The sequence below is a fragment of the Flammeovirga agarivorans genome, assembly GCF_012641475.1.
Taxonomy (GTDB): domain Bacteria; phylum Bacteroidota; class Bacteroidia; order Cytophagales; family Flammeovirgaceae; genus Flammeovirga; species Flammeovirga agarivorans.
In genome coordinates this window covers 847,434-862,634 of record NZ_JABAIL010000003.1, presented here as the reverse complement: position 1 = coordinate 862,634, position 15,201 = coordinate 847,434, and the positions used below count along the sequence as shown (strand labels likewise).

7 protein-coding genes are annotated in these 15,201 nt (G+C 34.0%); 1 reads left to right on the top strand and 6 read right to left on the bottom strand.

Going from position 1 to position 15,201, the window contains the following annotated elements; translation table 11 throughout:
- Window positions 1-7: 7 nt before the first annotated feature.
- Window positions 8-3,646, bottom strand: coding sequence for a glycosyl hydrolase (locus HGP29_RS12180; RefSeq protein ID WP_168882681.1), 3,639 nt, complete (start codon window positions 3,644-3,646; stop codon window positions 8-10).
- A gap of 561 nt (window positions 3,647-4,207) precedes the next feature.
- On the opposite strand from HGP29_RS12180, the gene HGP29_RS12175 reads away from it, so the two are divergent.
- Window positions 4,208-6,199, top strand: a complete 1,992-nt coding sequence (locus HGP29_RS12175; RefSeq protein WP_168882680.1) for a beta-galactosidase — start codon at window positions 4,208-4,210, stop codon at window positions 6,197-6,199.
- Between the two features lie 70 nt (window positions 6,200-6,269).
- On the opposite strand, the gene HGP29_RS12170 is transcribed toward HGP29_RS12175, so the two are convergent.
- From HGP29_RS12170 to HGP29_RS12150, 5 genes are all read right to left on the bottom strand, one after another.
- A complete protein-coding gene (locus HGP29_RS12170) occupies window positions 6,270-7,871 on the bottom strand; it encodes a Kelch repeat-containing protein (protein WP_168882679.1) in 1,602 nt (533 codons plus the stop codon).
- Window positions 7,872-8,063: 192 nt separating this feature from the next.
- Complete coding sequence (locus tag HGP29_RS12165) at window positions 8,064-9,950, bottom strand: transglutaminase domain-containing protein (protein ID WP_168882678.1); 1,887 nt, start codon at window positions 9,948-9,950, stop codon at window positions 8,064-8,066.
- A 280-nt stretch (window positions 9,951-10,230) separates the two neighbouring features.
- Window positions 10,231-11,625: a TolC family protein gene (locus tag HGP29_RS12160; RefSeq protein ID WP_168882677.1), complete on the bottom strand. Its 1,395-nt coding sequence runs from the start codon at window positions 11,623-11,625 to the stop codon at window positions 10,231-10,233.
- A gap of 1 nt (window position 11,626) precedes the next feature.
- The gene (locus tag HGP29_RS12155) at window positions 11,627-12,988 is read right to left on the bottom strand and encodes an HlyD family secretion protein (RefSeq protein ID WP_168882676.1); all 1,362 of its coding nucleotides are present in this window, start codon (window positions 12,986-12,988) and stop codon (window positions 11,627-11,629) included.
- A gap of 11 nt (window positions 12,989-12,999) precedes the next feature.
- Window positions 13,000-15,165, bottom strand: coding sequence for a peptidase domain-containing ABC transporter (locus HGP29_RS12150; RefSeq protein WP_168882675.1), 2,166 nt, complete (start codon window positions 15,163-15,165; stop codon window positions 13,000-13,002).
- Between the last annotated feature and the right edge of the window lie 36 nt (window positions 15,166-15,201).

Sequence of the window (15,201 nt, the reverse complement as noted above, 5' to 3'; positions counted from 1 at the left end):
TAAATGACTAGTTGATAAGAATCTTTTGAGTAATGTTATCATTGATTTTCAGAAGGTATAAACCTTTTGGTAAATCAGTGATTTTTATCTGCTGACCAATACCCGTTTTCATTAATTGTCCTTGAATATTGATAAGTTGGAACACTGGTTTTTCCTCTAATCCACCAATATTAATGATAGATCTCGCAGGGTTTGGATATACCGTAATGTCCTTAATTGTTTCTTTTAACTCTTCTGCTAATTGAATCTGTCTTTGGTTACTTGCATCATCAAATAATTGATCGCTGATAGATGGACTACCTAATAACCAAAATTCTGAGTTTGTTTCTTCTAACCATAATGCCTTAATAGCAGGGTTCTCCTCAATTCTAGTATCACCCCAATAACCTTCAGCATACGGTGAAGCCCATTTCGCTTGTGTATTCCAATTGGCGTTGATATAAGTAACTGCTCTAATCACATCAGCATTTGTATGGATATAATCCAGGAAAGGAGTGAACCATCTATCCCAAGCTTCTTGAGCATCTAAATTTGCGATCCAAGTACCTGGAGTATAGTTTTCTTCAGCTGTAGCTAAACCTTCTGTTAAAAGTGTTTTTGCACCTTCATACGTATAACCTGTGATTGCTCGAGAAACTTTACTAGGTGTAGTATCATACTCTGAGATTTCAAGGTCATAGCCTTGAGGTGTTGCTTCAGCAATCATCACAGGTTTGTTATGCTCTCTTGCAAAAGCAAGCATCTCGTCCGCAAGGTCATTTTGATTTAGCAAGTTAGGCACATCATCAAACCCGAAATATTGTGAGGCTTCCGTTGGTGAAATAAACCATGAAATACCACACCAGTCTACGTAATCATCACCTGGGTACCAACCTGCAATGTCTTCTCTTGCAGCTACCAAGTCTCCTCCGTTTCCAAAATATCCATCCAATACGTCATCAACTGGAGAAGTAGACGATTGCCATACATAAGCAACATTATTCACACCTCTAGCATCCATTCCATCAACAATGTGTCTCCATGCCGTCTTATATTCTTCTTGTTTATGGTAACCACCAGGATAATCTCCACCCGCAGTTTCTTGAGAGTTCCATCTACCATCAAACTCATAACCTATTCTTAAATAGATTTTTTTCTCAGGGAATTTATTACAGAATAAAGCAAGTTTATCTATGTGCTGCTCATATTGTCCATTGGCAATTCCTTGTAAACCATTTAGGTTCCAGTTTTCTGTAATTGACATGGCAACAATTAGTGCAGATTCATCCCAACCTAATGCAGTAGATGAAGCATTCAACGGTCCAGAACCCCAATCTGTATCAATATCAGTAAAGTTACCTTGGTTATCCATACCTGTAGCACCATAATTAATTCCATAGTTATCTTGAGTTAACATATAGAATGCTACGTATGCAACAGCAGCACCTGGCTCTGGCATATTACCATTTCTGTAACCCGACATTGCCGATAGATCTTGACCTATTGCTAATAATGTTTTACCATCTTTAGGAGTAAACTTCCCTTCAATTTTATTTCCAACAGGTGGTGGAGTTGTCGATTCTTGCTTAGTTTTTACTTGAATCTCATTTGTTAGGTCACTACTTCCTTCAGAGTTTGTCGCATACATAGTAATGTAATAATTCTGATCTGCTACCAAGTTATTTATAGTTACAGATGAAGAAGAAGTTTGTACACTATCCACATACGAACCACTATTTGTACCATATAGCACCCAATAGTTTGAAGCATTCGATACAGCATCCCAACTTAATGAAATACTTGATGTAGTTTGACTTGATGAAACTAAATTAGTTGGCACTGAAGGTTTAGTTTCAACTGGAGGATCAATAGGTGTTTCTGAATTATCACAACCTGTTGTTAGGATAGCATATAAATTAGGATCTCCATTTTGATAAAAGCCTGAAGAAATTTCTTCATTCCACTTTTGAGCTACATAAGTATTTCTTTCTACTCTTGTGTCTCCCCAATAACCATTTCCTGCTTCAGGCCATTGCCATTGTTCTTGTGATTGCCAATCTGCATTAATGTAAGCTATTGCTCTAATTACATCTTCGTTGCCTTGAATGAAAGGTAATAATTGACCTTCAAAATATTGTTCCCACATTTCCTGACCTGTCAATGAAGTCTTTTGTGATGGATCGGCAAAATTAGCAAAAGTGTTTTCATCAAAATCATAATATTGTGCTGAAACTTCTGCCATCATCACTGGCTTTTGCTTAGTTCTAGCCATATCCAATAAGAATTGGAGATTTGGTCCATTAAACCCTTCATCATAGAAGAAAAAAGATAAACCAATATAATCTACATACTCATCTCCAGGGTACCATGCATCAATTGGTAAACTATTATAAGTAAACCCGTAAGCTGCAGACTGCCATACATATGCCACATTTTCAACTCCTGCAGCATTTAAACGATCTACTAAATATCTATAAGCATTGATATATTTTGTAGGCTCATAATGGTTCCATTGTCCGTCAAATTCATAACCGACACGTAAAAAGAATGGAGTTGTTGGATTGGCTTTTGCGAAGTTGGCAAACTTATCAATAGAAGCATCATAAAGACCATTAACTACGTCTGTTAGACCGTTCGGGTGATCTTCCCCAACACCATCATTATCTTCCACCATGTATAAACCGATAGCTACCGCTGCACTTGGATGCTTATCAATCCCACATTGAATACACATATCACCACTACCATAGTTATTTACAGATTCTAACCCTGCAAAATCATAAATATTAGTGTAATTTGTAAATCCTCCAATGCTAGGGAATAAATTACTGTCGGTATAACCATCAACCGAATTATTATCTTGGCCTAAAAACAATAAAGCTTTACCATTTTTAGGAGTGAATTTACCTGAAACTTTACCATTTTCAGCATTCTGTGAACCACCTGCACAGCTAGTTCTTATTTTAGTAATCGTATTCGAAACTTTTGAATCACTTGAATTACTAACAGTAAGTGTATACTTGTAAGTAATGTCCTCTACAGGATTATCTTCAGTGTAGTTTAAGCTTGTAACTACAATATTTTGATTACCTATTTCGGCACTTCCATCAAGCGTTACAATATTCAAAACATATTGTGTTGCATTTGTCACTGAATTCCATTCTACAATCCAACCATTTCCAGTATCACTAGAAGTAAAAGTTATAGTACCTAAATCATTAGGGTTCTCAACAACCTCTTGGTCGGTAGTAACTGAAACAGAATTACTTTGTGTTGAACTTAAACTTCCATTCACTGCAATTACATAATAGCTGTAAGTTGTATTAGAAATTAAAGTTGACTCCGTAAAAGATGTGCTATTCGCATTAGTTGTTGAGATCAAGCTATTATCTCTATAAATCTCAAAACCTGTTTCATCATTGCTGTTGTCATTCCAGCTCAATGTTACACTGTTCATAGTGACATTTGATGTTGATAAATTTGTTGGAGCAATAGGAGGAGTGTCTTCTGGTGGATCTTGAGTTTCATTACAACCACCTGATGCTGCTTGCTCAGCACTTTCCCAACATCTTCCACAGGCCTCAAAAGGATGGGAAGGAGGACAATTCTGTGCATTAATACCAAATGATATTAATGTCCATAGTAATAGTAAAGTTAGTTTTTTCATTTTAGTTATTCATTTCATTTAATGCAGAAAAAATATGCTGCATATTTAATAAAAGAGGCTCATAGCTGCCTCATGGACTATGAAAACAAATCTAAGTGTGATATATACAATTAAACAGCTTTCCTCTACTACAATAACTTTTGGGTTTAACTTTGACGTGACGATCAAATGACGTAAAATTGACCCGTTAATATCAAAAAACAGGGTCTATATACGTGTTTGCCAAAAAATATTTCTAAAATCAAGTGGAAAAAGAATAGGAAAATAAAAGGCCAATGAAGTACCAAAGGTGTGTTGAGTATCGATAACCTGAAGTAGTAAAATCTTTCAAATAATAGTTACAATCAATATTGACGTGTACTTTATTACTTCGATTCATCACTCATTCTCTTAGTTAACCTTAATACAGGCTCATATAGTTTTTCATTTTCTACTAATCAAATCTAAACAATGGTATATAAGTTCTTTTCAACAAAAAAATCAAAATAGTATTGATTTATGTGAAATACCTAAAATGCATATTATGTTCAAATCAAGTATGTTTGGATAAATGAAATGACGATGATGAGATTACACACTATTTTGACTTTCTGTGTACTTTTTATACAACTTGATGTTGTAGCACAGCAAACGATTAAAACGTATACACCAAAAAACTTAAAACAAGAAAATTGGTTAGAGCAGACTATCAAAGCAAATACAAAGTCTAAGATTGTATTTAACTATAATAGCCAACCTTTAGACCTTTCGACCTATAAAAACCTAGGAGTTACTTTTGATAACAAAAACAAGTATCCATTAGATGTCACGGTCTTTGTTAGAGGGAAAGAAAAATATAAAGAACAATATTGTAGATATATTATTCCTGCTAAGGATACATTACTAACAAAAGTAATACTCCCAAGACCAAATCTATCTAAAGAGAATGACTGGAAGAAAACACTTGGAAGTACTTTTGTTTTACCCTACGATATGCATCCAAAATGGTCTGCTTTTGATCTCAAAAATACATTGAGAGTAGAAGTTGTAATAAATAACAAATACGACCATCCAATGAAGGTAAGACTAAAACAACCTCAAGGAGTAGGGGAATTCGAATTTCATCAACATCCTACTTTTGATCTTCCGATTCCTACAGTAGATAAAATGGGTCAGTTAAAGTCTGAAAATTGGGAAGGGAAAGTACAATCAATATCAGAACTAAAAAAACAAGGTAACAAAGACCAGAAACAATATACTCAATCTGAATTCTCGAATATTGAATACGATCAGTTTGGAGGTTGGAAAAATGGTCCTCAACTAGAAGCAACTGGTCAATTTTACACAAAAAAATACAAGGGGAAGTGGCATTTAGTTGATCCTCTTGGTCATCTGTTTTTCTCATTGGGAGTAACTGGAGTTGGACAAGGTTCTGGTACTCCAACAAAGAATAGAGAACAACTCTTTTCATTAGATCATGCTATTGAAGATGTCTATTCGGATAAAAAAGGATTTATCAATTATTACGATAGAAACTTAGTTTATAAGTACGGAAAAGAATGGAAAAATATCCATCATGAAGTTACAGTAGGGCGTTTACAATCTTGGAATCTGAATACTTGTGGAGCTTGGTCTAATGTAATACCTAAGCAAAAAGTACCATATACTTTAATCATTCATCCAAAACTTACTCATTTTGGTAAAGTGGATAAAGTTCCCGACCCATTCGACCCTGACTTTGAAAATGGATTAAGATCAAGAATTCAAGGGGTAATTAGTAGAGGACATAAAGGTGATGCATGGAATTTAGGCATTTTTGTCAACAATGAGATTCATTGGGGAAATGATAGTTATGCTTTAGCATTAGGGGTACTCAATGAAAAACTTGAAATTCCTGCTAGAAAAGAAATGTCAAAATTCTTAGAAGGAAAATATTCAACAATAAAGAAGTTAAATCAGCAATGGAATTCTTCATTTAATGATTTTGATAATATTCAGGTACAGAAAGTTAATGATTTAAATGAGGTTTTTAAAGAAGATATGAAAGCCTATACACAGCATCACGCAGAAGTATATTATAAATTATGTGCTGAGGTTATTCATGAAATGCTTCCTGGACATCTTTATTTAGGAAGTAGGATTCATGGTAAAGTCATGGAAAAAAATGAGGCAATACAACTGGCTGCAGCAAAGTATTGTGATGTAGTCAGTTTTAATATCTATAGGTATGATGTTAGTGATTTTAAACCGCTATACTTGGTAGATAAACCAATAATCATTGGTGAATTTCATTTTGGTTTCTCCTCACATGGTGTCTGGGGAGATGGTTTAAAGTATGCTACATCAGAAAAGCATCAAGCAGATTTATATAAAGCTTATATGAAAGGAGTCATTGAGCATCCAAATTTAGTTGGAGCACACTGGTTCCAATGGTCTGATCAACCTGTATTAGGTAGAAAAGATGGTGAAAATTATAGAATAGGTTTGGTAGATGTTACAGATCAAGAATTTACTCATCTCACCGACGCTATTAAAGAAGTATCCAGTTGGATATATGAAAATCAATTTGAGTAATATGATTTTATCAAAAAAAAGGAGTTCATTTAACTGACCTCCTTTTTTTTGATGCATTCCTTACTTTTGATTAATAAAAACACCAAACATCATTTAGTAAATCACCTCTCCATCCACCAATAACGAAGATTTTATTGTCAAAAGTAACGGCTGTTTGATGAGACCTTTTGTGCATTTCGCCATAAGACCTTTGTTGTTTCCATTTTATTCCATCTTCTGTAGACCATAAGTCGTTATTATAATCCCCGGAAGTAATCCACATCTTACCATCAAATACAACAGAAGATAATCCTGTTCGTTTAGACCATTCAGCATTTTGTGTTTCTTTTATCCAATTTTTTCCATCTACCGATGACCAAACTTCATTATTTGATCCTGATCCTAGACCGCTTTTGTATCCACCCATAACCCACATCTTATCTTTAAATACCACTGAAGTATGGTAGCCTCTAGGGTCAAAATCTGCATTTTTTGTCTCACAAACCCAATTAATTCCATCTACCGATGACCATATATCATTGAGATAATGGCTATTTTCTAATCGTCCTCCAATAATCCAAATCTTGTCATTATATACTAAACAAGTATGCGTATATCTAGGATCAAATGGGGCATTTTCAACCTCCAAAGTCCAATTTTTTCCATCAGATGATGACCAAACATCATTCTTTATACCATCTGCTGTGCCTCCTCCAATAGTCCATAATTTATTTTTAAATGCAACAGTGGTATGTTGATGTCTTGAAGTAAATGAAGTAGGGGAGTTGACATGCTCGACTTCTGTCCAATTTTTTCCATTTGAAGAGGACCAAACATCATTTTGAATTCCATTGTTCACACCACTTGTATTGGAACCTCCAAAAATATATATCTTCCCATTAAAAACTACTGAAGAATGACCATCCCTTCTTATAAAAGGTGCCGTACCTACCCTTAACACCATATTTTCACTAATCCTCTTCGAATAAAAGGTATGGTTTGCACTATGAGTGGTATCGTTATAACTATCTTTTGCGATGACTTGCCAATCGTATTTAGTGTACATCACTAATTCATCTGATATTTGGAATGTAGTATCCATATAATTATCAATATTTACTACTACTTCACCGGTCTCCGTATTAGTCACTTTCAATTGGTAAGAAATAGCATCACCATCAGGATCAATAGCTGATTCCCATTTTAACAAGGGTAGAAAAGGAATTTCATCTTCGTTATTATAAGGGGAAATTAGATTAAATTTCTCAGGTTGATAGTTTCTATATGTCGTAAAACTAAATACTGAACTCTCTGTTGATGCACCATGAATATCTGATGCCACCACTTTCCATGAGTATTGCGTATATCTCTTTAAAGGATCGACTATAGTAAAAGTTGTAGAATCGAAGTTTTCATGATAAAGAGTACTTGGATTATCAGATCCTTCTTCGATATAAAATGAATAGGATACTGGATCTTGATCAGGGTCTGTAGATTGTTGCCATATAAATCTGGGGTTTATGGTAACATTTATAGCTGAATCTTGAATCTCCACAAGTTGAAAAGAATAAGGAGGTTGGTTTAAAATTTCTTCTTCTTCAATACCATCTCCCGGAATGTTTGTTGCTTCTTTCTGACAAGAAATGATGATCAAGATAGTTACTGATAAAAGTAATGATCTAAATAATTGCATATTGATTTAGTCGTTGATATAAGTTTGCTTAAATAATATTGTTTGCCTTTATATTTAATAGCATCAAAATTATAAAATTTATTGATTTGATATCAGTATTAATGAATAAATAACATATTTAATATAATTTACCTTATGTTAAATAGAATATATAAAAATAAACCCAGTTTATTTCTGGGTTTATTTTCCTTCTTATAATGCTCTTTGAGGTCTTCCTCCTTTTAAAGCAGTTCCTTTTTGAAGACTTTCTTGGATAATAAAATCACAGAAAAGCTTTGTTTCGTCCGCCTCTCTTTTTACTTCACCAATTTTTAAAGATTTATAATCATCAATCACTTTATTTAAATGAGCGATCATTTCTTTTTGTTCAGTAAGATTTACGTTTACTTTTTCTAAAGTAAATACATGTTCTTTCAACTTATTATAAGCCTCTTCTTTCTCATGTAACTGCTGATTAAAGATGACTTTTAATTCAATTGTCACTTTATCATACATTTCCTTGTATTGAGGTTGTGCCTGAGACTTAATATATAATCCTCGAAGAATGTTTTGCTTATCTACATATAGCCTTTTAATCGTTGAAATCTGTTTAGATAAGGTTTTATGATTGTAATATCTTTCTTCCTCTAGGTCCTTCACTTGTCTTGTTAACACATTGATATTGTGCTCAACCTGCATCACTTGATTTGCTTGGTGCTCTAAGATTTTTAAACTTACATTAGCTTGTAAGAGATAGTCTAATCTACTTAAAAAACGAATCTGTCTTGCACTAAGGTTTCTTAAGTCTCTACTTGATTTATCAATTTTTTTAATCAAATCTACTCTTCTCTTTTCAAGGGTATCTACACTTACAATCGCCACTTGTAGAGCTGAATCCACACCAAATAATCTTGCTTCTTGAACGTTTACATAAAACTCATCATATTCCACCTTACGGCGAGGCTTATTTAATGCCGGATACTTTTTATCCTCAAGTTTATGCTTAAAAGTATTTAATGACTGCTCATGATTCTGAACTTGAATCTTTTTCTGCTTGATTTGGTCTTTATTAATCCAGTGTCTGTCAATGAACTTCTGACGCTTAGCAATAGGTGTTTCAAGATAATGTCTGATCCACAATTTTAATGCTTCAGATTCAATGGAAGAATAAAGATCAATAAATCTTATGTATGAATAAGCAGAAGTCTTTGCCTCTTCTAAATATTTAAGTCGATCTCTTGTCTTTAATTCTGTATCATTTTTGTCCTTAGCCATCAACAAAGAAGCATAACCCATTGTTGAGAAATTTTTCTTGTTGTATGATAACGCAGACTTAGCATCAGCATATAGATATTCAGCTTGATTCATTTCTAGGTACGAGTCAAGAACTTCAGATCTATTCTTTGTTCTATTTTTCTCTGGAAATGTATTCGTAATAAAATCTTTAATATCTACTTCCTTCTCTAAAAGTTGCCAATTAGGGTTAGATGGTAGATGCGATTCTATTAATACATGTGGAGAAGGCTTAAAGAAAGTATAATCCACCTTTTTGATAAAAGTTGGCGCGTGGAAACTAGACTTTGAATTTTTACCACTCTTTTCTTTAACAACAATACCACTCCCCCACATTGTATCTACAAGATACCATGCTGAGTCAATATTAATTGCATTCCAGGTGTGGTTTGCCTTATAAAGATTGGTCGTTATGCTTTTATTATCCGTAAAGACATAACCGACTATTATCCTTGATGGAATGTTTACTTCCTCGCACAATGCAGAAAATAAAGCTGAATAATCAAGGCTTGTTCCTTTCTTCCTTTTGAGCACTTGCTCTGGCGTAAGGATTCTAATTTTTTTCTCATTATATACTTTTATATCAAGTGATATATTATGTACCACCCAAGTATATATATTCATTGCTTTTTGAATGTCAGAGGACTCATTTTTAGTCAAGTAGTTCGCCAATCGCTCTATAGACTTGCTCGCCGAATTTGGAGAATATTTTGCATATTCTTTTACATTATTTTGAGCTAGTATTCGTCCAGTAGTACAAAAAGTTAAACAAACAGTTGCGATAATTAAAAAAGTAGTTTTCTTCATTTTAGAAGTTCACCGAATTGATAAAAATTTACAGTAGTTATAGTAATGTAGTAATCATTCATATTTATAACGATAAGCTAGTAAATTATTGTACAATAATTATAACAATTTGTACGTTCGGCTGTTTATTCTTGAAATAATACCATCTAAAATTAGGGTATTAACACAAAATCACCCTTTTGGGGGATAAAGAAACCGTTAGTATTAATACAAAAAAACTCTTGATCATCTTTTTACAAAGTGACCAAGAGTTTTTTCTATTTTATGATTAACGAGATGTTTATTTCATCACAGGCGATACACCTGCAGTCCAATTTAGCTCAGCAACGGACTTAGCGTATTCAGCTCTCATTTTAAATAACTTCGTTTCTGCTTCTATTAGCTTACCTTCTCGGACGTTCATATAGAATACTGAACTTTCACCAGCTTCGAATTTATCCGATTCACCTTGTAATAGAATCTGATAATTAGACGACATTTCCTGTTGCATTTCCGTTAACTCAACGTAATTTTCTACAGTAATAAATGCTCTTCTAATATTGTTACCAATTTCTCTTCTTTTCATGATCAAAGAAAGTTCATTACTCTGAACCTTTAATTTTGACATTTGAAGTTTTGCCCTTTCTTTTCTTAAGAATAAAGGCATTGAGAAAGTGGCTCCGAATTTATAATTCTCAGAAAGACCGTAATCCCAACTGCTAGCAGTAGTTCCCAAGTAGTTATATTTTAAATTCAACTCAGGCTTAATCGATTCTTTTGCCAGTTTCTGATCAATTGCAAGTATAGAGTTCTTCGCGACTAAACTTACAATTTCTGGGTGGGCAATATCAGCTTCTTTCAAGAGTTGTTCCAATTGAGGTAACGTTTCCACCTGAGTATTTTCAGGTAAAATATCCTCTAGAAGTTCCAAGGGTTGACCATCTTCTGACCATAAATGATTAGATAAAACTAATCTAGCTTTCTGAAGGTCCATCGCAGCCATTCTCACATTGATTTCTCTCTGCTGAATAGTAATTTTTGCTTCTACCCCATCTACAGTAGCAAGATCACCTTGTTTGATACGCTCATCCACCGCTTCCATACGGAAAGTAGCTAATGCATACCCTTCTTGAGCTAATCTGTACTGATGGTAGCGATAATACCAATTCCAATAATCCTTTGCAATCTGAAGAATTAATTTGTTGATGAGCTTAATCTGTTCTGCTTCTGTAACTTTTTGTAATTCAAAACCTTTACGCAGAGCAGCTCTCCTCTCATCCATCAATAAACCTTTCAGCACAGGTAACTCTACCCCTATGTACATTAATCCATTTCCTGAATCCGTATCATTTTCTGGGTTAAGATTATAACCATCATTGCGTTCATAACCAACATTCAGTGAACCTGCCCAAAGTGGTACTTTAGCATAAGAGTTCCACTTTTGGTAGTACTCTTTGTCTTTGAATACCTTTTGATCATATTTTGATTCAAGTTTAGGGTCAAAAGATCCTCTACCCAATCGTATTTGCATTTGCCCTTGTTCTGTTAGAAGTCCTGCCTGTTTAGCAACAGGGTGATTTAACATCACCATACTGTAAAGATCTTCTAAAGTAAGAACGTTTTCAGTAGAATCTTTTTCCTGAGCAAATGAAAAGTGGAAAGATAATGAGAATAAGATAACAAGTAGTTTCTTCATATTATTTCTTTTTACCCTGGTCGGATCCTCCTTTATAATCTTTTAAGCTTGGTGGGAAACCATTGATTTGACGCCATAGTTCGTACCAAATTGGCACTTCCTCTAACATTACCCAACCAAATACACCTGTACCCATTCTTAACTCAGCAGGCCATGGCTCATCTTTTTCTTTTGAATCTTGTGTGATCAATACTCTAAAAGTACCATCAGGTTGATTCATAAAGTCTACAACTTGAACCTGACCACCAAATGTACCTACACTTACACTTGGCCAACCAGAGAATTGTATTGATGGCCAACCATCAAATCTTAATCTCACATGTCTGCCTTCTTCAATTAAAGGAACATCCATTGTTTTGATATAAATTGCTGCTGCAAGGTGTGGTTCATCAGGAACAAGAGTTAATAATGCTTGTCCACTTTTTACGTTTTCACCAATACCACTATTAAGAGCTTGTACAACAACACCTTTTTGTGGTGCTCTAATTACTCTCATACCTGCTCTAATTTCCATACTAGAAAGTTCGTTTCTAGCTTTAGCAAGTGCTGCATCACTATCTGCAATATCAGATAAAGTAGTACTCAATTCAGAATCCGTTTTAGCAATTTTATCTAATACTTCGTTTCTAGCTGCATTTTTACCCAATACGGCATTCTGGTATTCGTTTCTTGCCATTTCAAGTTTCGTTCTTGCAGAAACTTCCTTGGCTACTGATTGTTGGTATTTACTTCTTACCGTTTCTAATTTTGTTAAAGAAATTAGTCCTTTCTCATGAAGTTCTTGATTCGCTTTGTATTGACGGTCGGCGTTCTTTAAATCTACTTTTGATGCCTCCCATGCAATACTATCTCCTTCAATCTTTAAAATCGATTGCTCAATTTTATTATCAAATTGCTTTAACTTGATTAATAAACCTGCTTCTAATGCTTCTAATTGACGTTTCTTTGCTTCAACTTTATCTTGTTTTGCAATGATTGCTTCTCCTTTTGCTTGGATACCTTCTTCCAAACGTAAGATCATATCAGGGTCAATGTATTTATCTTTAACTTCTGCAATTGTCAATAATACTTGGCCAGAATCTACATGTTGTCCTTCCTGTACATTCCATTGAGCAATTGTACCATCAATTGGACATTGAATTTTTTGAGGTCGATCTTGTGGTGTCAGTGCTGTAATTTCACCTCTAGCTCTAATGTTTTGCTGCCAAGGTAGAAACATTATGATAATAAAAAGAGCAAGAAGTACCATCAGTACTCTAGCCACTTTTCTTGCTTGACTAGGAGAGTTTAATGTATTTAATGTGCCAAATCTTCTTTCAAATTCATGTTGTTCAGAAGATTTCTTTTCTGTTATATTCAGCATTATTAAAAGAGTTAAGCGTTGAAAGTTTTAGTAGTAAGGAAACACTGTTTGTAACCTTCATGATCTTTGATTTCATTAATAGTACCAATCGTTTCAACTTTACCATTCGACAAAATTGCCACTCGGTCACTCAACGTTGATAATATAGGATCGTTACCGACAAAAATAACAGTCCATGGGTTCGATTTATCAATAATGAAAGAAAGAATCTTTAATCTTACATTACTTTCAAGCTCTTGGAATGTCTTGTTTAAAATCAATAATTTTGGTCTATCTACAATACATCTAGCTAAAATAAAGCGAATAGCAACGCTTTCGGAGAATACGCGGCCACCTGCTGTAATTACTGTTTGAAGACCATTTGGTTGTTTTTCTACAAACTCAAGTAATTCCACACTCTTTAGTGCCCAGATGATATCTTCATAAGTAACACTTTCTCTACCCATGGTAATATTCTCATATAACGTTCCATCAAAAAGCTCTTCTTCAGAAACGTTTTTAGAAATATCACTTCTAAGGTTTATGAGATCAAGGTCTCTTAAATTATAATCATCATAGCTAATTGCACCTTTGTAGTTATCTAGGAAACTAGATAGTGCCAAGATCATTGTATCTTTTCCTGAGTTATTATATCCTGATAAACAGATACGTTCTCCAGATTTAATATTGATTGTTATGCCATTTAATGCTCTGTATCCATCAGAATAAGCAAACTTTACATCTTTCATTTTGATGGCAAAACCTTTTCTATCTTCGTTATTCATAAACACACCACCTTTTCTTTCTAAAGGTAGGTCTGTTACATGGGCAATTTTATCTACTGCTGTTAGCATATCATAGGCAACTTCCATCGAAAGCACTAACTTTTCTGAGGCAGAAAGTACTAATACAATAACGATTTCTGAAGCTACAAATTGACCTAAATTCATTTGACGATTAATTACTAACCATGAACCTATAATTAAAAGTCCACCTGTAACTAATGTTTTAAAGATATATACAAAGATAAACTGATTGATAACAACGTTGAATTGTTTTTCTCTGTAGTGTAGGTAATGGTTTGTTAGGTTTTCCGTTCTGTCTAATGGCAATAAAGTTCTACCAACGATCTTGAATGAAGAAAGCGTTCTCGCCATTTCTTCCAACCAGTGTACAACTTTGTATTTATATTTCGACTCCACCATATTGGCTTCCAAAGCCTTTGGTCCAGTGAAGTAAAATAGTATTACTAACATTGAGATCAGTACTACACCAAATACAATAAATAATGGGTGGTAGAATGATAATAGAATCATTCCGAAAAGGATTTGAAGAACTGCTCCTGATAAATCAATTAAAAATTTAGGTAAACTTTTTTGTATCGTTAATACATCAAAGAAACGGTTCATTAATTCTGGTGCATAATTTCCCATTAGTGCTTCCAGCTTTATTTTTGGAAGTCTAAAGGCAAATTCGAAGGCCGCTTTTACAAACACCCTTCGTTGCAAGGTCTCCACCACTTTTAACTGCATGATTTGTAAACCTCCGGTAAACATGGTAAACACTACCACCAAACCAATCATTACGGTGATGGAATCGATAACAACACCTCCGGCGATTAATTCTATGACAGTCTGTACACCTAAAGGCAACACTAAACCAAATAAAGATATAAGTAGAGCATAGATATAGATATAACCAATATCCTTTTTCTCTGCTGCTAATAATCTATATAAACGATTTGAAGACGTGTTTTTCTTCTTCGATTTACTGTCAGAAATTAATGGATTATTAGAAATAGGTATAGCGTAGATAATTTCACCATTATCTTCCCTAACTAATTGGCTTAATGCCAAGTTTAAGTTTATTTCTTCCTCCTGACCTAATACATCAACAGATTGAGCCACTACTTTTCCCTTTTTATTTAAGTGGAAAATTACTGGAACAATATTGTCGTCTATATTACACTGAGCGATAAAAGGAGTGATACTTTTTTCAAGATGAGTAGTCAGCTGATTTATAGTACCTTTACTTTTTACAATCGCTAAATTGATTTCATCGGCATATCGTATAAAGACCTCCCAAAAATCATTGGATAATTGTAAGTCGACAATTGGCTCGGTTATGCTTTCGTCAATATTGTGACGAATCAGAGATGAAAGAATTAAACTAAGTTTCTTATATCCTTTGTTAGTCATAAAACTGAAGTTGATTCTCGTAGTGTTAAGATTTCA

What these genes read in the sequence shown, in the direction of transcription:
- HGP29_RS12160 (WP_168882677.1), bottom strand. Translation starts at nt 11,625, where the DNA reads ATGAAGAAACTACTTGTTATCTTATTCTCATTATCTTTCCACTTTTCA.
- HGP29_RS12170 (WP_168882679.1), bottom strand. Translation starts at nt 7,871, where the DNA reads ATGCAATTATTTAGATCATTACTTTTATCAGTAACTATCTTGATCATC.
- HGP29_RS12155 (WP_168882676.1), bottom strand. Translation starts at nt 12,988, where the DNA reads ATGCTGAATATAACAGAAAAGAAATCTTCTGAACAACATGAATTTGAA.
- HGP29_RS12175 (WP_168882680.1), top strand. Translation starts at nt 4,208, where the DNA reads ATGATGAGATTACACACTATTTTGACTTTCTGTGTACTTTTTATACAA.
- HGP29_RS12180 (WP_168882681.1), bottom strand. Translation starts at nt 3,646, where the DNA reads ATGAAAAAACTAACTTTACTATTACTATGGACATTAATATCATTTGGT.
- HGP29_RS12150 (WP_168882675.1), bottom strand. Translation starts at nt 15,165, where the DNA reads ATGACTAACAAAGGATATAAGAAACTTAGTTTAATTCTTTCATCTCTG.
- HGP29_RS12165 (WP_168882678.1), bottom strand. Translation starts at nt 9,950, where the DNA reads ATGAAGAAAACTACTTTTTTAATTATCGCAACTGTTTGTTTAACTTTT.